Annotated in this window: 20 protein-coding genes; 13 read left to right on the top strand and 7 right to left on the bottom strand. The window is 63.4% G+C overall.

Annotated features, from left to right (window positions below):
• Positions 1-36 precede the first annotated feature (36 nt).
• The 3 genes from LB557_RS22475 to LB557_RS22465 all read left to right on the top strand — a co-directional run bounded on the left by LB557_RS22475 (position 37) and on the right by LB557_RS22465 (position 3,185).
• Positions 37-1,287: a Zn-dependent hydrolase gene (locus tag LB557_RS22475; RefSeq protein ID WP_224583450.1), complete on the top strand. Its 1,251-nt coding sequence runs from the start codon at positions 37-39 to the stop codon at positions 1,285-1,287.
• Between the two features lie 67 nt (positions 1,288-1,354).
• Positions 1,355-2,806 carry a dihydropyrimidinase gene (gene hydA / locus LB557_RS22470; protein ID WP_224641276.1) on the top strand — a complete coding sequence of 484 codons (1,452 nt, stop codon included), beginning with the start codon at positions 1,355-1,357 and terminating at the stop codon, positions 2,804-2,806.
• Positions 2,799-3,185 carry a hypothetical protein gene (locus tag LB557_RS22465; RefSeq protein ID WP_015317159.1) on the top strand — a complete coding sequence of 129 codons (387 nt, stop codon included), beginning with the start codon at positions 2,799-2,801 and terminating at the stop codon, positions 3,183-3,185. Before hydA ends, LB557_RS22465 begins: the two co-directional genes overlap by 8 nt.
• A gap of 242 nt (positions 3,186-3,427) precedes the next feature.
• Here LB557_RS22465 and LB557_RS22460 read toward each other — a convergent pair whose 3' ends face one another.
• On the bottom strand, positions 3,428-3,832 hold the full coding sequence (locus tag LB557_RS22460; protein ID WP_015317160.1) for a cupin domain-containing protein: 405 nt from the start codon (positions 3,830-3,832) through the stop codon (positions 3,428-3,430).
• Between the two features lie 130 nt (positions 3,833-3,962).
• On the opposite strand from LB557_RS22460, the gene LB557_RS22455 reads away from it, so the two are divergent.
• The 5 genes from LB557_RS22455 to LB557_RS22435 all read left to right on the top strand — a co-directional run bounded on the left by LB557_RS22455 (position 3,963) and on the right by LB557_RS22435 (position 8,747).
• Positions 3,963-4,754 (top strand): ABC transporter ATP-binding protein, encoded by a 792-nt coding sequence (locus LB557_RS22455; protein WP_224641279.1) that lies wholly within the window; start codon positions 3,963-3,965, stop codon positions 4,752-4,754.
• 320 nt (positions 4,755-5,074) lie between these two features.
• Positions 5,075-5,953, top strand: a complete 879-nt coding sequence (locus tag LB557_RS22450; RefSeq protein ID WP_015317163.1) for an ABC transporter permease — start codon at positions 5,075-5,077, stop codon at positions 5,951-5,953.
• A complete protein-coding gene (locus tag LB557_RS22445) occupies positions 5,950-7,104 on the top strand; it encodes an ABC transporter permease (RefSeq protein WP_140665296.1) in 1,155 nt (384 codons plus the stop codon). Before LB557_RS22450 ends, LB557_RS22445 begins: the two co-directional genes overlap by 4 nt.
• A 39-nt stretch (positions 7,105-7,143) precedes the next feature.
• A complete protein-coding gene (locus LB557_RS22440; protein ID WP_015317165.1) occupies positions 7,144-8,115 on the top strand; it encodes an ABC transporter substrate-binding protein in 972 nt (323 codons plus the stop codon).
• Between the two features lie 188 nt (positions 8,116-8,303).
• Entirely contained in the window at positions 8,304-8,747 is a 444-nt protein-coding gene (locus LB557_RS22435) for a CHRD domain-containing protein (RefSeq protein ID WP_015317166.1), read from the top strand.
• Positions 8,748-8,811: 64 nt separating this feature from the next.
• Here LB557_RS22435 and LB557_RS22430 read toward each other — a convergent pair whose 3' ends face one another.
• From LB557_RS22430 to LB557_RS22420, 3 genes are all read right to left on the bottom strand, one after another.
• A complete protein-coding gene (locus tag LB557_RS22430; protein WP_224641281.1) occupies positions 8,812-10,461 on the bottom strand; it encodes a thiamine pyrophosphate-binding protein in 1,650 nt (549 codons plus the stop codon).
• Positions 10,458-11,633: a CaiB/BaiF CoA transferase family protein gene (locus tag LB557_RS22425; protein ID WP_140665291.1), complete on the bottom strand. Its 1,176-nt coding sequence runs from the start codon at positions 11,631-11,633 to the stop codon at positions 10,458-10,460. Before LB557_RS22425 ends, LB557_RS22430 begins: the two co-directional genes overlap by 4 nt.
• 72 nt (positions 11,634-11,705) lie before the next feature.
• On the bottom strand, positions 11,706-12,665 hold the full coding sequence (locus LB557_RS22420) for an alpha/beta fold hydrolase (RefSeq protein WP_224641283.1): 960 nt from the start codon (positions 12,663-12,665) through the stop codon (positions 11,706-11,708).
• A 186-nt stretch (positions 12,666-12,851) separates the two neighbouring features.
• Here LB557_RS22420 and LB557_RS22415 point away from each other — a divergent pair, with 186 nt between their 5' ends.
• Positions 12,852-13,859 carry a ribonuclease T2 family protein gene (locus LB557_RS22415; protein WP_224583459.1) on the top strand — a complete coding sequence of 336 codons (1,008 nt, stop codon included), beginning with the start codon at positions 12,852-12,854 and terminating at the stop codon, positions 13,857-13,859.
• A 169-nt stretch (positions 13,860-14,028) separates the two neighbouring features.
• On the opposite strand, the gene LB557_RS22410 is transcribed toward LB557_RS22415, so the two are convergent.
• On the bottom strand, positions 14,029-15,315 hold the full coding sequence (locus LB557_RS22410) for a sensor domain-containing diguanylate cyclase (RefSeq protein ID WP_015317171.1): 1,287 nt from the start codon (positions 15,313-15,315) through the stop codon (positions 14,029-14,031).
• Positions 15,316-15,568: 253 nt separating this feature from the next.
• Between LB557_RS22410 and ettA the strand changes: the two genes are divergently transcribed.
• From ettA to LB557_RS22395, 3 genes are all read left to right on the top strand, one after another.
• Positions 15,569-17,218 carry an energy-dependent translational throttle protein EttA gene (gene ettA / locus LB557_RS22405; protein ID WP_015317172.1) on the top strand — a complete coding sequence of 550 codons (1,650 nt, stop codon included), beginning with the start codon at positions 15,569-15,571 and terminating at the stop codon, positions 17,216-17,218.
• A gap of 45 nt (positions 17,219-17,263) precedes the next feature.
• Positions 17,264-18,034: a trans-aconitate 2-methyltransferase gene (tam, locus tag LB557_RS22400; protein WP_224641285.1), complete on the top strand. Its 771-nt coding sequence runs from the start codon at positions 17,264-17,266 to the stop codon at positions 18,032-18,034.
• Positions 18,035-18,173: 139 nt separating this feature from the next.
• Entirely contained in the window at positions 18,174-19,295 is a 1,122-nt protein-coding gene (locus tag LB557_RS22395; protein ID WP_224641287.1) for a beta-ketoacyl-ACP synthase III, read from the top strand.
• Between the two features lie 12 nt (positions 19,296-19,307).
• Here LB557_RS22395 and LB557_RS22390 read toward each other — a convergent pair whose 3' ends face one another.
• On the bottom strand, positions 19,308-19,874 hold the full coding sequence (locus LB557_RS22390) for a methyltransferase family protein (RefSeq protein ID WP_224641289.1): 567 nt from the start codon (positions 19,872-19,874) through the stop codon (positions 19,308-19,310).
• Positions 19,875-20,054: 180 nt separating this feature from the next.
• Between LB557_RS22390 and LB557_RS22385 the strand changes: the two genes are divergently transcribed.
• Positions 20,055-20,684 (top strand): MOSC domain-containing protein, encoded by a 630-nt coding sequence (locus LB557_RS22385; RefSeq protein ID WP_224641292.1) that lies wholly within the window; start codon positions 20,055-20,057, stop codon positions 20,682-20,684.
• 40 nt (positions 20,685-20,724) lie between these two features.
• On the opposite strand, the gene LB557_RS22380 is transcribed toward LB557_RS22385, so the two are convergent.
• On the bottom strand, positions 20,725-21,564 hold the full coding sequence (locus tag LB557_RS22380; RefSeq protein ID WP_140615590.1) for an SDR family oxidoreductase: 840 nt from the start codon (positions 21,562-21,564) through the stop codon (positions 20,725-20,727).
• Between the last annotated feature and the right edge of the window lie 67 nt (positions 21,565-21,631).

The following is a 21,631-nucleotide window of genomic DNA, read 5'->3' as shown; positions in this document are numbered from 1 at the left end:
GGGGAGGGGGACGCCCCGCAATTGATGAGGTTTTGAATGGCCGCACCCGGTGAGAATTTGCGAATCAATTCAGACCGTTTGTGGGATTCGCTGATGGAGATGGCGAAGATCGGCCCCGGCATTGCCGGCGGCAACAATCGTCAGACCGTGACCGACGAGGATGGCGAAGGCCGGCATCTGTTCAAGCGCTGGTGCGATGCCGCAGGGCTCGAAATGGGCGTCGACGAGATGGGCACCATGTTTGCCCGCCGCGAAGGCACCGACCCCAGCCTGCCTCCGGTCTATGTCGGCAGCCATCTCGATACGCAGCCGACCGGTGGCAAATATGACGGCGTTCTCGGCGTTCTCGGCGGCCTGGAGATCGTGCGCTCGCTCAACGATCTCGACATCAAGACGAAACATCCGATCGTCGTCACCAACTGGACCAACGAGGAGGGCGCGCGCTTCGCGCCGGCTATGATGGCGTCCGGCGTGTTCGCCGGCGTGCTCGACCAGGCCGACGTCTACGAGCACACGGACAAGAACGGCAAGAAATTCGGCGAGGAACTGGAGCGCATCGGCTGGAAGGGCGCCGAGAAGGTCGGTGATCGCAAGATCCACGCCTTCTTCGAACTGCATATCGAGCAGGGCCCGATCCTCGAGGACGAGGACATCGACATCGGTGTCGTCACCCATGGCCAGGGCCTGAAATGGCTGCAGGTGACGCTGACCGGCAAGGAGGCGCATACCGGCTCGACGCCGATGCCCAAGCGCCGCAATGCCGGGCTCGGCATGGCGCGGGTGATCGAATTGGTCCACGAGATCGCCATGGACTACCAGCCCGACGCTGTCGGCGCGGTCGGCCACATGGAGGTCTATCCCAACTCGCGCAACATCATCGCCGGGCGCACCGTCTTCACCATCGACATACGCTCGCCGGAAAAGGAAGTGCTCGACGCCATGGATGGCCGCATCCGCGAAGGCATCGACACGATCTGCGACGCCCTCGACATCCAGTACAAGATCGAGCAGGTTGGCGCTTTCGATCCGGTCACCTTCGACAAGGGCTGCGTCAAGGCGATCCGCGACGCGGCCGAGCGGCTTGGCTATACGCATCGCAACATCGTCTCGGGTGCCGGCCACGACGCCTGCTGGATCAACCGCGTCGCGCCGACCGCCATGGTGATGTGCCCTTGCGTGGATGGGTTGAGCCACAATGAGGCGGAAGAGATCACCAAGGAATGGGCAGCGGCCGGCACCGACGTTCTGTTCCATGCGGTGGTGGAGACGGCCGTTATAGTGGAGTGAACTTAGAGATTTACCTTCAAACGCCGCTCACCAAGAAGCGGGAAGAGAAGAACAAGGGAACAGCAAAATGACCAAAGTCATCAAGAACGGCACCGTCGTCACCGCCGACCGAACGTGGAAGGCCGACGTGCTGATGCAGCACGGCAGGATCGTCGCCATCGGCTCGGACCTGCATGGCGACCATGAGTACGACGCCACCGGCTGCTATGTGATGCCGGGCGGCATCGACCCGCACACCCATCTCGAAATGCCGTTCATGGGCACCTATTCGGCCGATGATTTCGAATCCGGCACGCGTGCGGCCTTGGCCGGCGGCACCACGATGGTGGTCGATTTCTGCCTGCCGGCGCCGCAGCAATCGCTGCTCGAAGCCCTGCAGATGTGGGACAACAAGACCTCGAGGGCGTCCTGCGATTATTCGTTCCACATGGCGATCACCTGGTGGGGCAAGCAGGTGTTCGACGAGATGGCCACCGTGGTCGACAAGGGCATCACCTCGTTCAAGCACTTCATGGCGTACAAGGGCGCGCTGATGGTCGACGACGACGAGATGTACGCGTCGTTCCAGCGCTGCGCCGAGCTCGGCGCGCTGCCGCTGGTGCATGCCGAGAATGGCGACGTGGTCGCGGCCCTGTCGCAGAAGTTGCTTGCCGCCGGCAATAACGGCCCCGAGGGACATGCCTATTCGCGCCCGCCGGAAGTGGAGGGCGAGGCGACCAATCGCGCCATCATGATCGCCGACATGGCGGGCGTGCCGCTCTATGTCGTGCATGTCTCGTGCGAACAGAGCCACGAGGCGATCCGCCGGGCACGCCAGAAAGGCATGCGGGTGTTCGGCGAGCCGCTGATCCAGCACCTGACGCTGGACGAGAGCGAGTATTTCGACAAGGACTGGGACCATGCGGCGCGCCGCGTGATGAGCCCACCCTTCCGCAACAAACTGCACCAGGATTCGCTATGGGCCGGCCTGCAGGCCGGTTCGCTGCAGGTGGTAGCGACCGACCATTGCGCCTTCACCACCGACCAGAAGCGCTTCGGCGTCGGCAATTTCACCAAGATCCCCAACGGCACGGGTGGCCTTGAGGACCGGTTGCCGGTGCTGTGGACCAGGGGCGTCAATACCGGCCGGCTGACGATGAACGAGTTTGTCGCCGTGACCTCGACCAACATCGCCAAGATCCTCAACATGTATCCGAAGAAGGGCGCGATCGTCGAAGGCGCGGATGCCGACATCATCGTCTGGGACCCCCAGCGCAAGAAGAAGATTTCCGCCAAGAAGCAGCAATCCGTCATCGACTACAACGTCTTCGAAGGGGTCGAAGTGACCGGCCTGCCGCGCTTCGTGTTCTCGCGCGGCGAGCTGTCGGTCGAGGAGGCCGAGGTCAAGGCGAAGCCTGGCCATGGTGAGTTCGTCGGCCGCGAACCGAACGCGGCCGTCAACCGGGCGCTGTCGACCTGGAAGGAGATCACCGCGCCGCGCAAGGTCGAGCGGACAGGCATTCCGGCGACGGGTGTTTGAGGTGAGGTGCGCGGGGCTCTATCTCACCGCCGTTGTTGTTCTGGCAGCCGGCTCCGCCTCTGCGGCCGGCATCGACCTGTCCAAGCCCTATGGCAATAAGTCCGGCTGCATCAACAAGAACGGCCAGAAGGTCTATGCCGAAGACATGCTGCTGCTGACCGACACCGATTTTATCACCGCGACCAGTGCCTGCGCCTTCACCGGCAAACACGGTGAGGCCGATGGTTCGCTGACGGTCAAGGCAGAGTGCGAAGCCGAAGGCGAGGAGGGAAAGTCGCCGGCCACCTTCACGATCAAGCACAGCGCCAAGAATGCCAAGAAATTGGTGATCGCCGACGAGGACGGCAGCGTATACGGGGAAGTGTCTCGGTGCAGATGATTGCCGAGGTCGGCGCCGCCCCTCATCTGCCTGCCGGCATCTTCTCCCCGTATAGTGACGGGGAGAAGGGGGCCGAGTGCGATCTCGGTGCTCTTTCTGGCAACGCAGGCGATTGGCGGAATCCTTCGCGATGGCGTCCTTCTCCCCGTCACTCTACGGGGAGAAGTGCCCGGCAGGGCGATGAGGGGCAGCGCGGACCTGGAGCTATTGAGCCTCGGCCGGCCAACCCGCCAATACCGCCCTCAGGCGACGAGCGCGTCCAGTTCCGGCAGCAGGACGACGCTTTCCTGTTCGTTGGGATCGGTGCGGGCGATGACGGCCGAGGACGGCGCATTGCTCAGATTGGCCGGCAAATGTGGCACGCCTGCGGGAATGTAGAAAAGGTCGCCGGCCTTGACGACGATGTGATGCTCCAGCCGGTCGCCATACCAGGTATGGACCTCGCCGGAGAGCACGTAGATCGCCGTTTCATGGTTCTCGTGCAGATGCGCCTTGGCGCGGGCACCGGGCGGCATGGTGAGCACGTGCATGCAGATGCCGGAGGAGCCGACCGACTCGGTGGCTATGCCGGCGAAGTAGGTCAGGCCCTGCTTGCCTTCATAAGTGCTTTCAGGGCGGATAAGATGACAAGTCGGTTTAGGCGACATCGGGGAAACTCCGGGCGTCGACCGAGCGGGACAAACTCAGCTGGACTGGGGCCAATGGGACGGGTCGAGTGGAAAACAACATCACGATAAAAGCAATCGGTTTCGTGCGGCGGAAGGCAGGCAGCAACCGATGACGGGACCTTCGCCAGCCGTCGTTTCGGCAAGCAAACTGGGCCTCACCTTCCAGACCAATGACGGGCCGGTACAGGCGCTGTCCAATGTCGACCTGACCATCGGCAAGGGTGAGTTCGTCTCCTTCATCGGGCCTTCGGGTTGCGGCAAGACTACTTTGCTGCGCGTCATCGCCGATCTGGAAAAGCCCACTTCGGGGACGATCTCGGTCAATGGCATGACGCCGGAACAGGCGCGCGAGAGACGTGCCTACGGCTATGTCTTCCAGGCCGCCGCCCTGTTTCCCTGGCGCACCATCGAGCGCAATGTCGGGCTGCCGCTGGAAATCATGGGCCTGTCCAAGACCGAGCAGGCGGAGCGGATCAAGCGCACGCTCGACCTCGTCAACCTCGGTGGCTTCGAGAAGAAATACCCCTGGCAGCTTTCCGGCGGCATGCAGCAGCGCGCCTCTATCGCGCGTGCGCTGGCCTTCGATGCCGACCTGTTGCTGATGGACGAGCCGTTCGGCGCGCTGGATGAGATCGTGCGCGACCACCTCAACGAGCAATTGCTGCAACTATGGGGACGGACGAACAAGACCATCTGCTTCGTCACCCACTCCATTCCGGAAGCCGTCTACCTGTCGACGCGCATCGTCGTCATGTCGCCGCGCCCGGGCCGGGTCAGCGACATCATCGAATCGACGCTGCCGAAAGAGCGGCCGCTCGACATCCGCGAGACGCCGGAGTTTCTGGCGATCGCGGCGCGGGTGCGCGATGGGTTGAGGGCAGGGCATAGTTATGATGATTGAGGGGAGCGACAAGCGCGCGGTCCATCGCGACTTCGTCATCCTAGGGCGGAGCAAGGAGCGAAGCGACGCGGCGCAGACCCTAGGATCCATGCCGTTACCTCAACGTTCCGCAGCGGTGCAGACCGATGCACCTTACGCTGTGCGTTCGAAGGCGAACACTCTCGACCGCTTATACCCCCCGGCCAACGTCACGGAATGGATCCTAGGGTCTGCGCGACGCTTCGCGTTGCTCCGCCCTAGGATGACGAAGGCGAAGGTGGTCGGCCTTCGCTTCGCTCCGGCCATCCTCTCCCCGTGGGGGAGAGGAGGAGGCCCCGCCCATGGATAGCTTCCGCTCCAAGATCATCCCCGTAACCTCCATCCTTCTGGGCGTGGTCGTGCTCTGGTACATCTTCGCCGTCATCCTCAACGCGCCCTTCCAGCGCGATCTCGACCGGCGTGCCAACGAAACCTCCACGTTCGGCGAACTCATCGGCAAGACGCTGTCGCAGCCCAAGCCGACGCTGCCGGCGCCGCATCAGGTGGCGGTGAATTTCTTCGAGAACACTTTTCTGCGGCCCATCACCTCAAACCGCAGTCTCGTCTACAACGCCTGGGTTACGCTGTCCTCGACGCTGCTCGGCTTCGCCTTCGGCACCGCACTCGGCATCGTCATCGCCGTCGGCATCGTCCATGTCGCGACGCTCGACCGCAGCCTGATGCCGTGGATCATCGCCTCGCAGACCATTCCGATCCTGGCGGTGGCGCCGATGATCATCGTCGTTCTGGCGGCAATCGGCATTACCGGACTGATCCCGAAGGCGATGATCTCGACCTATCTGTCGTTCTTCCCGGTAACCGTAGGCATGGTGAAGGGCCTGCGCTCGCCCGAGATCATGCATCTCGACCTGATGCACACCTACAATGCCAGCCGCGCGCAGACCTTCTGGAAACTGCGTGTGCCAGCCTCGGTGCCATTCCTGTTCACCTCGATGAAGGTCGCGGTGGCGGCAAGCCTGGTGGGCGCAATCGTCGGCGAACTGCCGACCGGCGCGGTCGCCGGTATCGGCGCCAAGCTGTTGGCCGGCGCCTATTACAGCCAGTCGATCGACATCTGGTCGGCGCTGGTCGCGGGCTCCATCGTGGCGGCACTGCTGGTGATGGTGGTTGGCATCGCCGGCCGCGTCGTTGACCGCGCCATGGGTGGGAGGCCGGCATGAACTGGCTGAAACCTTCCTGGCAGGCCGTGCTGGCGATCGTGCTGTGCCTGATCGCGATTGCGGTCGGCGCCATTTCGAAGCCGGAAGCGGCAGCGCTTGCCGATCCGACGGCCAGTATCGACTACCCCTATCTCGGAATGAAGGGCTTGATGCTTGGCGTGGCCGTGCTGGCGGCGCTGATCTCCATGGTCAGGATTCCGCCCCTGGCGGAGGCCGTGATGCTCTTCATAGGCGCCCATCTCGTCGCCTGGCTGCTGATATCGGGCATTTCAGGCTTCGAAGGGACGGCGCTGGCGCCGTATTTCCTTCTGCTCGCGGCTGCCTGGCTGCTTGGCTGGCGTTGTGTGGCGGTGCTTTCGGGATTGCGGCCGACGGCAGGATGGGTCCGGACCGCACTGCGTCTGGTCATCCCCGCTATCTTCGGCGCCTGGATCCTGATCATCTGGGAAGCCGTCACACGCGGCGCCGGCATTCCTTTCATCCTGCTGCCGCCGCCGAGCGCCATCGGCGCGCGCATCGTCAGCTCGCTGCCGGTGCTCGGCGCCGATGTCCGGCAAACCATCTTCAAGGCGGTGCTCTTCGGCTATGTGGTGGGCAGCGGCGCTGGCTTCATCACCGCTGTTCTCGCCGACCGCGTACCGTTTCTGCGGCGTGGACTTCTGCCGATCGGCAATATGGTCTCGGCGCTGCCGATCATCGGCGTGGCGCCGATCATGGTCATGTGGTTCGGCTTCGACTGGCAATCCAAGGCGGCGGTGGTCATCATCATGACCTTCTTCCCGATGCTGGTGAATACGGTCGCCGGGCTCGCCGCGTCCGGCCATATGGAGCGCGACCTGATGCGCACCTATGCGTCGGGCTACTGGCCGACCCTCGTCAAGCTCAGGCTGCCGGCCGCCGCTCCCTTCATCTTCAACGCGCTGAAGATCAATTCGACGCTGGCGCTGATTGGCGCCATCGTCGCCGAGTTCTTCGGCACGCCCGTCGTCGGCATGGGCTTCCGCATTTCGACCGAGGTCGGGCGGATGAACATCGACATGGTCTGGGCCGAAATCGCAGTTGCAGCACTTGCGGGTTCGGTCTTTTATGGCGTGGTCGCCCTTGTCGAAAGGGCCGTCACGTTTTGGCATCCCTCTGTCCGTGGTGGATAGGGGCGGTGGGTTTGGGCACTAACTTCAGAGGGTAAAAAAATGAAAAGACTTATTATTCCAGTTCTGGCCGGCGCGATGTCGCTGGCCGCGTTCCAGGCGATGGCCGCCGACAAGGTGACCTTGCAGCTGAAATGGGTCACGCAGGCGCAGTTTGCCGGCTACTATGTCGCCAAGGCCAAGGGTTTCTATGAGGCTGAAGGCCTCGACGTCGACATCAAGCCAGGCGGCCCCGACATCGCCCCCGAGCAAGTGATCGCCGGCGGCGGCGCCGACGTCATCGTCGACTGGATGGGCGGCGCGCTCGCCGCGCGCGAGAAGGGCGTGCCGCTGGTCAACATCGCCCAGCCGTTCAAGAAGGCCGGCATGGAGCTGGTCTGCCCGAAGGACGGCCCGATCAAGACCGAAGCCGACTTCAAGGGTCATACGCTCGGCGTCTGGTTCTTCGGCAACGAATATCCGTTCTACGCGTGGATGAACAAGCTTGGCCTCAAGACGGAGGGCGGCCCCGATGGCGTCACCGTGCTGAAGCAGAGCTTTGACGTGCAGCCGCTGATCCAGAAGCAGGCCGATTGCATCTCGGTCATGACCTACAATGAGTACTGGCAGCTGATCGACGCCGGCTACAAGCCCGAACAGCTGACCGTGTTCAACTACTCGGCCATGGGCAACGACCTGCTCGAGGACGGCCTCTATGCCTCGGAAGACAAGCTCAAGGATCCGGCTTTCGAGGACAAGATGGTGCGGTTCGTGCGCGCTTCGATGAAGGGATGGAAATACGCGGTCGACAACAATGACGAAGCCGCAAGCATCGTCATGGACGGCGGCGGCCAGGACGAGAACCACCAGAAGCGGATGATGAGCGAAGTTGCCAAGCTGATCGACAATGCCGACGGCAAGCTCGACCCGGCGACCTACGAACGCACCGCCAAGGCGCTGCTCGACCAGAAGATCATCACCAAGGAGCCGAAAGGCGCCTATACCACCGCCATCACCGATAAGGCGGTCAAGTAGGCCTCGCAGGCGCGATCAACAGCGCCTGAGACCGGGTCTGACGATCAAAGGGGCGGGCGACCGCCCCTTTTCCATGCGCTCCAATCACAAAACCGTGTGCGGGGATACATTGCGTCGTCCAGCCGTTGCATTGAAGCATGCGCGCGTCGGGGAGCCGCGACGCACGCTTTGTCAATCGGAGGTCCTTCATGCGCGCTCACTCCTTCCTGCCGGCGCTATCGGCGCTCGCCATTTCCACCGCTTTCCTGTTCGCATCACCGGCCATGGCCGAGATGGTAAAATACAAGGCGACCCTCGATGGCGGCCAGCAGAGCCCAGCCGTCACCACGAAGGGCAAGGGGACGGCCACTCTCACCTTCGACACCACCAAGAAGAAGCTCAGCTGGAACGTGAAGTATTCCGGCCTCAGCGGCCCGGCGACAGCGGCGCACATTCACGGCCCGGCGGCGGCGGGCGAGAATGCGCCTCCGGTGATCCCGTTCAAAGGCAAGCTCAAGAGCCCGATCAAGGGGTCGGCGACGCTGACCGATGCGCAGGCCGCTGACCTCGAGGCCGGCAAGTATTACGTCAATGTGCACACGGCGGCCAACAAGGACGGCGAGATTCGCGGCCAGATCGAAAAGGCGATGTAGAGCCCGAAGCGCGGCTCACGCTTGAAGCCTGGCGGGACAGCGCCGCCCTCTGTTCTGCCGGCCCTTAAGCCCTGTCGCGTATCTGCGTCATCGTCCGGGTCGGGGTGATCGCTTCGGGATCGAGCCTGATCTCGACGATCGCCGGCTTGCCGCTGGTTCGCGCGCGCTCGAAGGCAGGCGCGAAATCAGCTGTCTTCTCCACCGTCTCGCCATGGCCGCCATAGGCGCGGGCAAGTGCTGCAAAATCAGGGTTCTTCAGATCGGTGCCGACGACGCGGCCGGGATATTCGCGTTCCTGGTGCATGCGGATGGTGCCGTAAATACCGTTGTTGACGACGATGACGACGATCGGCAGGTCGTACTGCACGGCGGTGGCGAATTCCTGGCCGTTCATCAGGAAGCAGCCGTCGCCGGCGAAGGCGACCACGGTGCGCTCCGGATACAGCGCCTTGGCGGCGACCGCCGCCGGCGTGCCGTAGCCCATCGAGCCCGACGTCGGCGCTCCTTGCGTGGCGAAGCGGCGGAAGCGATGGAAGCGGTGTACCCAGGTTGCGTAATTTCCGGCGCCATTGGTGAGAATGGCATCGTCCGGCAGCACGTTTTCCAGGTAGTTGATGATCGGTCCCATCTGGACCGGGCCGGGACCGTTTTCAGGCGGAGTCGACCAGTCGAGATAGGCGGCATGCAGCTTGGCTGTTTCGGCCGCCCATGATGGCGTTCCGGCCGGCATGCGCTTGGTGAAAGCCTCGACGAAGGCCGCTGGCGAAGCATTGATCGCCAGGGTCGGACGGTAGACGCGGCCGAGTTCGCCGGCATCGGCATGGACATGCACCAGGGCCTGGTCGGGGTAGGGGCTCTTCAGCAGCGTGTAGTCGGAAGAGGGCATCTCGCCCATGCGCCCGCCGATCAAGAGAACGACGTCGGCCTGCTTGATGGCCGTCGCCAGCTTCGGATTGATGCCGATGCCGACATCGCCGGCATAGTTTGGATGAAGATGGTCGAACAGCATCTGGCGGCGGAAGGAACAGCCGACAGGAAGCGACCAGGCCTCGGCGATCTCATGCATCCGCGCCACCGCGTCCGCGTTCCAGCGCGTGCCGCCAAGAATGACGAAGGGACGCTTCGCGCCGGCAAGCAGCATTTCCAGTGCGTCGAGTTCGGCCTCGCCGGGATAGGTTTCGACCGGCGTGTGCGGAAGTGCTTCCGGCGCGTCGACGACGCTGGTCAGCATATCCTCAGGCAGCGATATGACGACCGGGCCGGGGCGGCCCGACGTCGCCACGGCAAAGGCGCGCGTGACGAATTCGGGGATGCGCGAGGCGTCGTCGATCTCGACCACCCATTTGGCGATGTCGCCGAAGAACCTGACATAGTCCACTTCCTGGAACGCCTCGCGTTCCTTGGCGTGGCTGGCGACCTGGCCGATGAACAGGATGAGGGGAACCGAATCCTGCATGGCGATGTGGATGCCTGCCGAAGCGTTGGTGGCGCCGGGTCCGCGGGTGACGAAGCAGATGCCGGGCTTGCCGGTCAGCCGTCCCTGGCAGTCGGCCATCATGGCAGCGCCGCCTTCCTGGCGGCAGACGATGGTGCGGATCGAGGAATCATGCAGCGCGTCAAGCACCGCAAGGTAGGATTCGCCCGGCACGCAGAACATACGGTCGGTGCCATTGGCTTCGAGGGCGTCGACGATCAGTTGTCCACCGGTCTTCATTTCCCAGACTTCTCCAGTTCGGCAAGGATTTCGTCAGTGTGCTCGCCAAGGCGCGGCGAGGGGCGTTCATAAGTAAGCGGTGTGCCCGACATCACCATCGGCGCGCGCACCGATGGCAGGCGGTTGCCATGGCCGTCGTCGAGGTCGAGCCGCATGCCGCGGGCAATGGTCTGCGGGTCGTCGAACATCTGGCCGATCGTGTTGATCGGGCTTGCCGGCACGCTGGCGGCTTCGAGCTTCGCCAGCAGCGGATCGCGATCAAAAATCTTCAGCGCCTCGATGATGCGTGCGCGAAGTTCCACGCGATTGGCGACGCGGGCCGGATTGGTGGTGAAATCGGGATTGGCCGGCAAATCGCCCAGCCCGACCGCGGCGCAGAATTTGGCGAACTGGCCGTCATTGCCGACAGCCAGGATGATGTGGCCGTCCCTGACCGGAAGCACTTCGTAGGGGGCGATGTTCATATGGGCATTGCCCATCTGCACCGGCGACTTGCCGGAAACGAGATAATTGAGGTTCTGGTTGCCGAGCGCCGAGATCTGCGTGTCGAACAGCGCCATGTCGATGTGCTGGCCTTCGCCGGTCTGTTCGGCATGGCGAAGTGCTGCCTGGATGGCGACGACCGAATAGAGGCCGGTGAAGATATCCGAGATGGCGACGCCGGCTTTCTGCGGCTCGCGGCCGGGCTCGCCGGTAATCGACATCATGCCGGCCATGGCCTGGATGATGAAATCGTAGCCCGCGCGAGGCGCATAAGGCCCATCCTGACCGAAACCGGTGATCGAGCAGTAGACGAGGCGAGGGTTGATTTCCTTCAGGCTGCCGTGGTCGAGCCCGTATTTCTTCAGGCCGCCGAGTTTGAAGTTCTCGATCAGCACATCCGCCGTCGCGACCAGCCGGCGCACCGTCTCGGCGCCTTCGGGCGTCGAGAAGTCGATGGCGATGGAGCGCTTGCCGCGATTGCAGGAATGGTAATAGGCGGCCGACAGGTTCTCGCCGTCGTGGCTCATGACGAAGGGCGGACCCCATTTGCGGGTGTCGTCGCCGCCATCGGGGCTCTCGACCTTGATGACATCGGCGCCGAGATCGGCAAGCAACTGCCCGGCCCAGGGCCCGGCAAGAATGCGGGCGAGTTCGACGACGCGGACGCCTTTCAGCGGGGGTTCGGCCATAAATCACCGTGGTTGCTGCAATCATCCTGATCGCTGCGAAAGCAGAGCCTCTATCAAGCCCGGCGGCGGCTGTCACGGTTCTTGCGATGGGCCAAACCGTCGGGCTTTCAGGACAGCGTCCGCCCAGTTGGCGAAATCGTCCATGACGATGTCCCGGTTCACCTCGTTCAGGCTCTCGTGGCGGGTGTCGGCGTAAACCTTCGAAACCAGATTAGAAAAGCCCATCTTGCGCATGCGGTTCGCGAGATGGGTGATGCCCTTGCCGTAGTCCGAGGCAGGGTCTTTCTCGCCGCCAACGATGGCGACGGGAAGGTCGCGCCGGATGCCGGCAAAGGCCGCATCCTTGCCGCCGTTCAGCGCCATCGCGACCACATCGCGCCACATCGATATGGAGGCATCCCAGCCGCAGAGCGGATCGGCGATGTATTTCGCGACTTCCGCCTCGTCGCGCGAAAGCCAGTCGAACAAGGTGCGATGGTCGGGGACCGCCTTGCCCCAGGCCTGGAAGGTGAGTTTCGGCAGCAGGCGCGACGGGACATCGGAGCCCAGCCGCATCCGTTCCCAGGCCAGGATGCCGAGCGCCACCTGGCCGAGCAGGCCCTGCGAGAAATTGCCGTTCCAGATGGCTGCGGCATGGATCCGATTCGAGTGCCGTAACAAGTAGTTCAGCGCCACGGACGCGCCCATCGAGTGGCCGAAAAGGATCACCGGCAGGTCAGGCTGCTCGCGGGCGATAAGATCGCGGATGGCGTCGACATCGGCGATCACCTTGGCCGGGCCGTCCTTGTCGGCGAATCTGCCGAGCGGCGCGTCGGGCGCCCTGGTCGTCCCATGGCCACGGTGATCATGGACATAGACATGGAAACCCCGAGCGGCCAGGAAACCGGCGAAGCGGTCGTAGCGCCCGGCATGCTCGGCCAGGCCATGATTGATCTGGACCACCGCACGCGGAGAGCTGTCGGCCTGCCGGACGAACAGATTGAGGTCGGCGCCGGTCGGCGAGCGGACCACGCGCTGCTGGCTGAATGGCATGCCGGCTGGCCTCCCCCTGGTTCCGCCCTTTGCAATGTCCAACGTGTGCGCCGGCGCCAGATTTGCGTCAATCGGGCCTGCCGGCTTTTCCGCGACGATCTTTCTTGCCACGGGCCCGCAAAATATCGCAATTCTGACATGGAGACAGCTTCAGTCTGTCGCCCACTTTCCAGCAGGGGATTCTCCATGCGCATTGCTGTTGTTTTCGGATTGGCCTTGCTGGCGGGGTCGCTGGCAGGCGCGGCGCATGCCGACGTCAAGATGAGCGGCACCTTCGTGGCCGACGCTGCCTGTCCCGCGACGCAGGCGATCAAGAACGCCAAGAACCCCGGCAATGTCTCGACCGATGCGGGCAAGACCTATCAATTGCTGGCCGGCAACAAGGACGCTCCGAGCCACTACCTCATCCTGGTGCCGGGCGCCGATCCCGAGCGCCGTTGGGTGAAGGTCAGCTGCGGCCATCTGTCGGGCAGCAGTGCGGTGACCGCGCCGGCGGCACCGGGCGGGCAAGGCAAGCCGGCGGCCTCGGGAAAACCCGAATATGTCTTCGCGCTGAGCTGGCAGCCGGCCTTCTGCGAGACCAAGTCGAACAAGACCGAATGCAAGGCGCAGAACCCTGGCGAATTCGATGCCACCAATTTCACGCTGCACGGCCTGTGGCCGCAGCCGAACGGCAATTTCTATTGCCAGGCTTCGGCCAGCGACAAGGCCAATGACAATCCGGCTCACTGGCAGGACCTGCCACCGGTCAACCTCGATGCCGAGACCCGCGCCGAGCTCGACAAGGTGATGCCGGGCACCGCCTCGAAGCTGGAACGGCATGAATGGATCAAGCACGGCACCTGCTATGGCAAAAGCCAGCAGGAGTATTTTTCCGACGCCCTTCATTTGATGCGTGAGGTCAACAGCTCGCCCGTGCGCGACCTCTTCGCCAAAAATATCGGCGGCAAGCTGACCGCGGACCAGATCCGCAGCGCCTTCGACCAGTCCTTCGGCGCGGGAGCAGGGGACCGGGTGCGTGTGTCCTGCCTTATCGATCCGTCGAGCGGCCGGCGGCTGATCGGCGAACTGACGCTTGGCCTTGCCGGCCCGATCGGTCCGAACAGCTCGCTCAAGGATCTGCTGCTGGCCTCCGTGCCGACCAACAAGGCCGGTTGCCCGACCGGCACGGTCGACGCGATCGGGTTCCAGTAACGCACGGGCACGGATTTAGGCAGCCAGCCGGGCTTTCGCTTGCCGTGCCTGCTGTTATGTTGGCATGGCGGTGTTCATTCAGCGGGGGTTGCATGAGTGGCATGACGAGCAGCGCGCCGGCACGGCAGGGGAAATCGTAGCGACAAGGTTGGGTCTGGACTGACTTTGGCTAGATCTGCGCGGACCTGGTCCAGGCGATATCGGCGTCGGCTTCATGCCCGCCGGGTTCGCCGACGACGCGGTCGCGTCCGGTCGATTTCGCCTTGTAAAGGCGTTGGTCGGCGAGCGCGAACAGGTCGGCCAGGCACTGCGTCGTTTCGCTGACGGTGGAAACGCCGGCGCTGACGGTCAATTCGAACCGGCTGGTGGCGGCCGATGCTTTGAGCGCGGTGCGGACGCTTTCGCCAAAGAGCCTGGCGACGGAGTGTGGACGCGAACTCAGGATCGCGAATTCCTCGCCGCCGATCCGGAACACCTGGTCCTCGGCGCCTGCCGCCTCGCAAAGTACGGTCGCGACCGCCTTCAGCACCTTGTCGCCTTCGGCATGGCCGAAACGATCGTTGATCGACTTGAAGTGGTCGACGTCGACGATGAGCAGGCTGAGCGGCCTCGCCGTGCGCAGGCTGGACTGGACGGCGGCCTCGCCATCGGCATCGAAGCGTCCCCTGTGCAGCAGTCCGGTCAGGCCATCGCGGCCGACATGTTCGACCAGCGCCTCGTAGCGTTCGCGATAGGTCAAGGTCTCGAAGATGTCGGTCAGCCCACGCGGCATCTGGACATCCCGGACCTCGAACCATTTGAGATAGGCGACCAGCATGGCGCTGAAGGTCAGTGCCGCCGCCATCTTGGCGAACCAGCCGCCGAAGAAGACCGCGATCGGCGCGCCGGCAACGAAATGCAGCGCGGTGAAGAACCCCGCCTGATCGAAAGTCAGCACGCAGGCGACGCAAATCAGGATGCGTGCGAACCGCGCCTTGCGCAGGACGCGTCCAAGTTTCTCATAAAGCAGGATGATCAGGATGGCATCGACGAACAGCAGCGTCGTGCCCCAAACCATCAGCCAGCCCATCTCGTCGATAAAGCCGATGTCGGGGAGCCGGCCATCGGGAAGCGGAGCGATGGCGTGCAGGCGCAGGAGCAGAACCAGACCGATCATCAGCGCATTGCCGAGCAGCAGGCCATAGATCGGCTGGCGCACGGTGGCGGCATCCTCCTTCATGTAGAGCAGAAGGAGCATCACCAGCTTGCCCGAAAACAGCACCGCCGAGCCCGGCGAGACCATGCCAAACGGCAGCGCGACGTAGAAGACGCTGGCGAGATAGGTTTCCAGGAAATGCATGACGCCGAGTGCGCAGATGAAGACGCCCAGCCCGATGCGCTTGCGGAAGCGGAAAAGCGTCACCATGACGCTGAAGTAGACAATCGCTTCGGCAAGGAGCAGGAAACTGTTCAGCAATGCCGTCGATCCGCTCTCTTTTCGAAATCGCGGCCAGCCAGCGATTCCACTCCGATCCTGTTTTGACGTGGAAGGGTTAACCGGAGATTTCCGCGTGCCATCGACCGGTTGAAAACCTGGCTGTCGGTGCACACTTGTCCGTGTGGTTGGCCTGATATGGCAAAAGCGATTGCCGTTCGGCGCCGCATCGCCTACATAGCGGCCAACCTCCATTCAATTCGACAAATCCAGTCATTTTTCAGGGAAAGCGCGCGTGGCACGCCAGTTCATCTATCACATGGCCGGCCTCAACAAGGCCTATGGCACCAAGAAGGTGCTCGAGAACGTTCATCTGTCCTTCTACCCGGACGCCAAGATCGGCATCCTGGGCCCAAACGGCGCCGGCAAGTCGACGATCCTCAAGATCATGGCCGGCATCGACAAGGACTGGAGCGGTGAGGCGTGGCTCGCCGAAGGCGCCACTGTCGGCTACCTGGCGCAGGAGCCGGCGCTCGATCCGGACAAGACCGTGTTCGAGAACATCATGGAAGGTGTCGCGGCCAAGACCGCCATCATCGAGCGTTACAACGAATTGATGATGAACTATTCCGACGAGACGGCCGACGAGTCGGCCAAGCTCCAGGACGAGATGGACCGGCTGAACCTGTGGGATCTCGAACAGCAGGTCGAGATGGCAATGGAAGCGCTGGGCTGCCCGCCAAAGGATGCCAACGTCACCAAGTTGTCGGGTGGCGAGCGCCGCCGCGTCGCGCTCTGTCAGCTGCTGCTGCGCCAGCCTGATCTTCTGCTGCTCGACGAACCGACCAACCATCTCGATGCCGAGACGACGGCATGGCTGGAAAAGCATCTGCGCGCCTATCCGGGCGCCGTGATGATCATCACCCACGACCGCTACTTCCTCGACAATGTCACCGGCTGGATTCTCGAACTCGATCGCGGACGCGGCATTCCTTATGAGGGCAACTACACCAAGTACCTCGAAGCCAAGGCCAAGCGCCTCAAGCAGGAAGGCCGCGAGGACGACGCCCGCCAGCGCGCCATCGGCCGCGAGCGCGAGTGGATCCAGTCGAGCCCGAAGGCTCGCCAGACCAAGTCCAAGGCGCGTATCCAGGCGTTCCAGGATCTGCTCGATGCAGCTGATAAGCGGCGGCCGACGGATACGCAGATCGTCATCCCGCATGGCGAGCGACTCGGCAACGTGGTCATCGAGGTCGAGGGCCTGTCGAAAGGCTTCGGCGACACGCTGTTGATCGAAGGCCTCGAATTCAAGCTGCCGCCGGGTGGCATTGTCGGCGTCATCGGCCCGAACGGCGCCGGCAAGACGACATTGTTCCGCATGATCACCGGCCAGGAAAAGCCGGATGCGGGTTCTGTCCGCGTCGGCGAGACGGTCAAGCTCGGCTATGTCGACCAGAGCCGCGACGCGCTCGATCCGTCGAAGACCGTGTGGGAAGAAATTTCGGGCGGCGCCGAAGTGGTCAAGCTCGGCAAGTTCGAGGCCAACACCCGCGCTTATTGCGCGTCCTTCAACTTCCGCGGCGGCGACCAGCAGCAGAAGGTCGGCAACCTCTCCGGCGGTCAGCGCAACCGCGTGCACCTGGCCAAGATGCTGAAGACCGGCGGCAATGTTCTGCTGCTCGACGAACCGACCAACGATCTCGATACGGAAACGCTGGCGGCACTCGAAGACGCGCTGGAAAATTTCGGCGGCTGCGCGGTTATCATCTCGCACGATCGCATGTTCCTCGACCGCCTGGCGACGCACATCCTCGCCTTCGAGGGCGACAGCCACGTCGAATGGTTCGAGGGCAATTTCGAGGATTACGAGCAGGACAAGATCCGCCGGCTCGGGCCCGAAGCCGTCAACCCGCACCGCATGACCTACAAGAGGCTGACGCGGTAAGGGGGCACCGGGCGGCGAATTCTCAAGCTGACATGAGGAGCCCGGATGGCTGATTGGTCCGCCGCCCAGTATCTGAAATTCGAGGACGAGCGCACGCGGCCCGCGCGTGACCTCGTGGCGCAGCTGCCGGTCGACTTTCCGCGCCGGGTTGTCGATATCGGCTGCGGGCCGGGCAATTCGACCGAACTTCTGGTCGAGCGCTGGCTGGATGCGCAAGTGAGCGGCTTCGACACCTCTCCCGACATGATCGAGAAGGCGAGGACGCGGCTGCCCAATGTCAGCTTCGACCTCGCCGATGCGTCGACTTGGCAGCCGGCCGAGCCGGTCAACGTGATCTTCGCCAACGCCGTCTTCCAGTGGCTGCCGGAGCATCCGGCGGTGTTCCAGCGCCTGATGGGTTTTCTGGCCCCCGGCGGCGCGCTAGCCGTCCAGATGCCCGACAATATGGCCGAGGATTCTCATCGCCTGATGCGGGAGACCGCCGCCGAAGCGCCTTTCGCGGCAAAGATCAGGGATGCGGCCCGTGCGCCGCTGCCGCCGGTGTCGTTCTACTACGACCTGCTGTCGCCGCTCGCGGCTCGGCTCGACATCTGGCACACCATCTACAACCATCCGCTGGCCGATGCCGAGGCGATCGTCGAGTGGGTGAAGTCGACAGGGCTGAAGCCCTTCCTCGATCCGCTGGACGCGGATGAGCGCAAGCTGTTCCTCGACAGCTACACGGCCAAGATCGCCAAGGCCTATCCGAAGACCGCCGATGGCAAGGTGCTGCTGCGTTTCCCCCGCATTTTCATCGTCGCCAAGGGGGCGGGATAGGCTGGCGAAAAACCTTGGTTTAAGCCGGCCTAAACCTTGGTTTAAGCCGGCGTAAACCGGCCGAGTGAGAAAAATGTTGCGCCGAAACGTTTCGGCGCCCACATCAAGCCGCAACGCCCGCGGATGGACGGACTTAAACATGCATCGCGTCATCATCAGCGGCATCGGCGCTGAAATTCCCAAGCCTGTAATCACGAATGAGGAACTGGTCGCCAGCTTCAATGCCTGGGTCGACACCGAGAACGCGCGGCGCCAGGCCGCCGGCGAGACGCTGCTGCAGAAATCGGATGCCGACTTCATCGTTCATGCTTCAGGTGTGAAGTCCCGCCACGTGGTCGAGCGTGAAGGCATTCTCGACCCGACCCGCATGGCGCCGCGCATTCCGGCGCGTCCGGACGACACGCTCTCGCTGCAGGCGGAATTCGGCATCGCTTCGGCTGGGAAGGCGATCGACCACGCCGGGGTCGAGGCCTCGGACATCGATCTGGTGATCTGCTCGTCCTCGCATCAGCAGAGGCCATATCCAGCGATCGCCATCGAAATGCAGGAGGCGCTGGGCACGAGGGGCGCGGGTTTCGACATGGGGCTTGGCTGTTCGTCGGCCGCGGCTGCGCTGCACATGGCGGTCAATCTGGTGCGCTCGGGCGCGCACAAGCGCATCCTGGTGACGACGCCGGAAATCATCACCGGCCATCTCAATTTCCGCGACCGGCAGACGCATTTCATCTTCGGGGACGCTTCGGTGTCGATGGTGGTGGAGGGGCTCGCCCAGGGTGAGAGGCGGCCGGGCCGCTTCGAGGTGCTGGACACGCGCATCTGGACGCAGATGTCGAACAACATCCGCACCAATCTCGGCTATCATACCCGTACCGCCCAGGATGATCCCTACAGGATCGACCTGGAAGGCAACCTCATCAAGCAGGTCGGCAACAAGGTGTTCAAGGAAGTGACCGTCGCCGGGCACAAATTCATCGTCGAATTCCTCGCCGAACACGGGCTGACGCCGCAGGCGGTGCGGCGCTTCTGGCTGCACCAGGCCAATGCGCGCATGAACGCGATGATCCTGAAACTGGCGTTCGGCCACGATGTCGGCCATGACCGCGCGCCGATGGTGCTGGAGCGGCTCGGCAACACGGCGGGCGCCGGAGCCATCATCGCGCTGTCGGAGAACCATGCCGACATGAAACCGGGCGATCACGGCCTGATCTGCGCCTTCGGTGCGGGATATTCGATCGGTGGCGCGCTGCTGAGAATGCTCTGAGGTGATGCCGCGCTAGGCCGGCGTGAAGGGAACCAGCATCGGCACTCGCCTGGCGTAATCGTCATAGGCGGGTCCGAGTTCGTCGCGCAGGAAACGCTCCTCCAGCCTCGCCTTGATGACGACGCCGATGATGAGCAGGGCTGTACCTGCAATGCCCCAGACCGTGCCTTTTGCCGCCATGGTGGCAAGCACAGCCAGCAGCAGCCCGGTATAGATCGGATGCCGTACCAGGCGATAGGGGCCGGTGTCGACCACGCGATGATCCGCCTTGGCTGTGACCGTGGCGGACCACAACCGCCCGAGATGGATGCGTGCCCACCATGCGAAGCCGATGCCGACCGCGATCAGGGCAACGCAGGCCCAGGCTTCGGCAAGGGTCGGCGTCCATAATCTCAGCCTGCCTTCATAGCCGTGCGCTGGAACGAACAGCAGGACGGTGCCGGCCAGCCAGAAGACGCGATAGCGGGCCTCCGCCCCGATGGTGGCGCGCTTTTGGGCTGGATCGGCCCAGGATGCAGCGAGGATCCAGGATACCACCCAGAACAGCCAGAGCGCTGCGATGGCCTGTCCAACCTGCATGCGAACCTCCTCCTCCCGACTGGCGCCGAATATATATAGGCGGCGCGGCGGCAATGGGACGCGCTCGCTGCAACATGACGGCATTTCCGGTAATAACGTCGTGATCGGCATCAAACGCAGTGATCGGATCATCAGCGCTTTAAACTGGACCGTATTGTCCGAGGCCTCTAGACCAGCAGCATGCAGGAAACAAACCTAGAACTTTTTCCAACTGCCGAGCCCACGATCGACATCGTCCCGGGCCGCAAGCTGACGGCAAAGGCAGTGGCGCTCTATGCCGCTCCGTCCGATCATTTCGAGACGAAAGCCGTCGAGGAATTGCATCTTGGCTTCGACGGAATCGCGAATGACTTCCATTCCGGAACGACGCGGCGTTCCGGTGGGCGCGAGCCTTGGTATCCGCGCGGCACGGAGATGCGCAACGAGCGGCAATTGTCGCTGGTCGCCGCGGACGAGCTTTCGATCGTCGCCGAGCGCATGGGCCTGGAGGAGATCAAGCCGGAATGGATCGGCGCCAATATGCTGATCGGGGGCGTGCCACGTCTGTCGATGCTGCCGGCCGGCTCACTGATGTTCTTCCAAGGGGGCGTGACGATCAAAATCGACGCGCAGAACAAGCCGTGCCGGGTCGCCGGGCAATCCATCGCCACGCATGTCCATGCATCGGATCGCGATGCAGCCGCGCTGCTCTTCCCGCAGACGGCGAAGCGGCTGCGTGGCCTTGTCGCCTGGGTTGAAAAACCCGGCGTGGTCAGGGTCGGCGAAGAGATTTCGGTGCGTGTGCCGGAGCAATGGATTTACAAGGCATAGCTACGCCGCCCAGTAGGCGGCGTAGCTATTACGGTCGGCGTCAGCCCTTGCGGTTCTTGTTGACGCCTTGCGCCATGACGGAGACGTGGTCCCACTTGTCCCAGGTGGCGAGGCGGTTGGCGTATTCCTGGCGTATCATCGGCAGGCCGCCATCGCCGAAGAACACCCTCAGCGGCGGCTCTGCCGCATCGACGATGGCCAGCATCGCCGGTCCGGTCGCCTCGGGATCGCCAGCAACCGAGTTGGCGCGGCGCTCGGCCATCTTGGCGCGGGCGGGCGCATAGGCCTCGATCGGCTTGGAGACCTTGGCCGATGCTCCCGACCAGTCGGTGGAGAAGCCGCCCGGCTCGACCAGCGTGACATGAATGCCGAATTCCGCGACCTCGATGCTGAGCGACTGGCTGAAGGCTTCCAGCGCCCATTTCGAGGCATGGTAGAGGCCGAGCGAGGCAAAGGCATTGACGCCGCCGATCGACGAGATCTGGATGATGTGGCCGGAGCGCTGCGCCCGCATGATCGGCAGGACAGCCTGGGTAACCCACAGCGCGCCGAACACATTGGTCTCGATCTGGTCGCGGGCTTCCTGTTCGCTGACTTCCTCGATGGCGCCGAAATGGCCGTAGCCGGCATTGTTGATGACGACGTCGAGCCGGCCAAAGCGCTTGTGCGCCTCGGCGACAGCGGCATCGACGGCTTTCTTGTCGGTGACGTCGAGCTTTATGGCGGCGATGTTGTCGCCGTATCTATCGACGAGATCGGCGAGCGTGGCGGTGTCGCGGGCGGTCGCTGCAACGCGGTCGCCACGCGCCAGTGCGGCCTCGGCCCAGACGCGGCCAAAGCCTTTCGACGATCCGGTGATGAACCAAACCTTTGATGTCATGTGTGGAATCCTTGCCCCTGCGGGGCGCAATTTCTGGATGGAAGCGGAGGCTTCTCCGCTTTCGGGC

The organism is Mesorhizobium sp. BR115XR7A, assembly GCF_020165315.1.
Lineage (GTDB): Bacteria > Pseudomonadota > Alphaproteobacteria > Rhizobiales > Rhizobiaceae > Mesorhizobium > Mesorhizobium australicum.
Note: the sequence above shows the minus strand (reverse complement) of the source record. Positions and strands in the feature narration are given on the sequence as shown.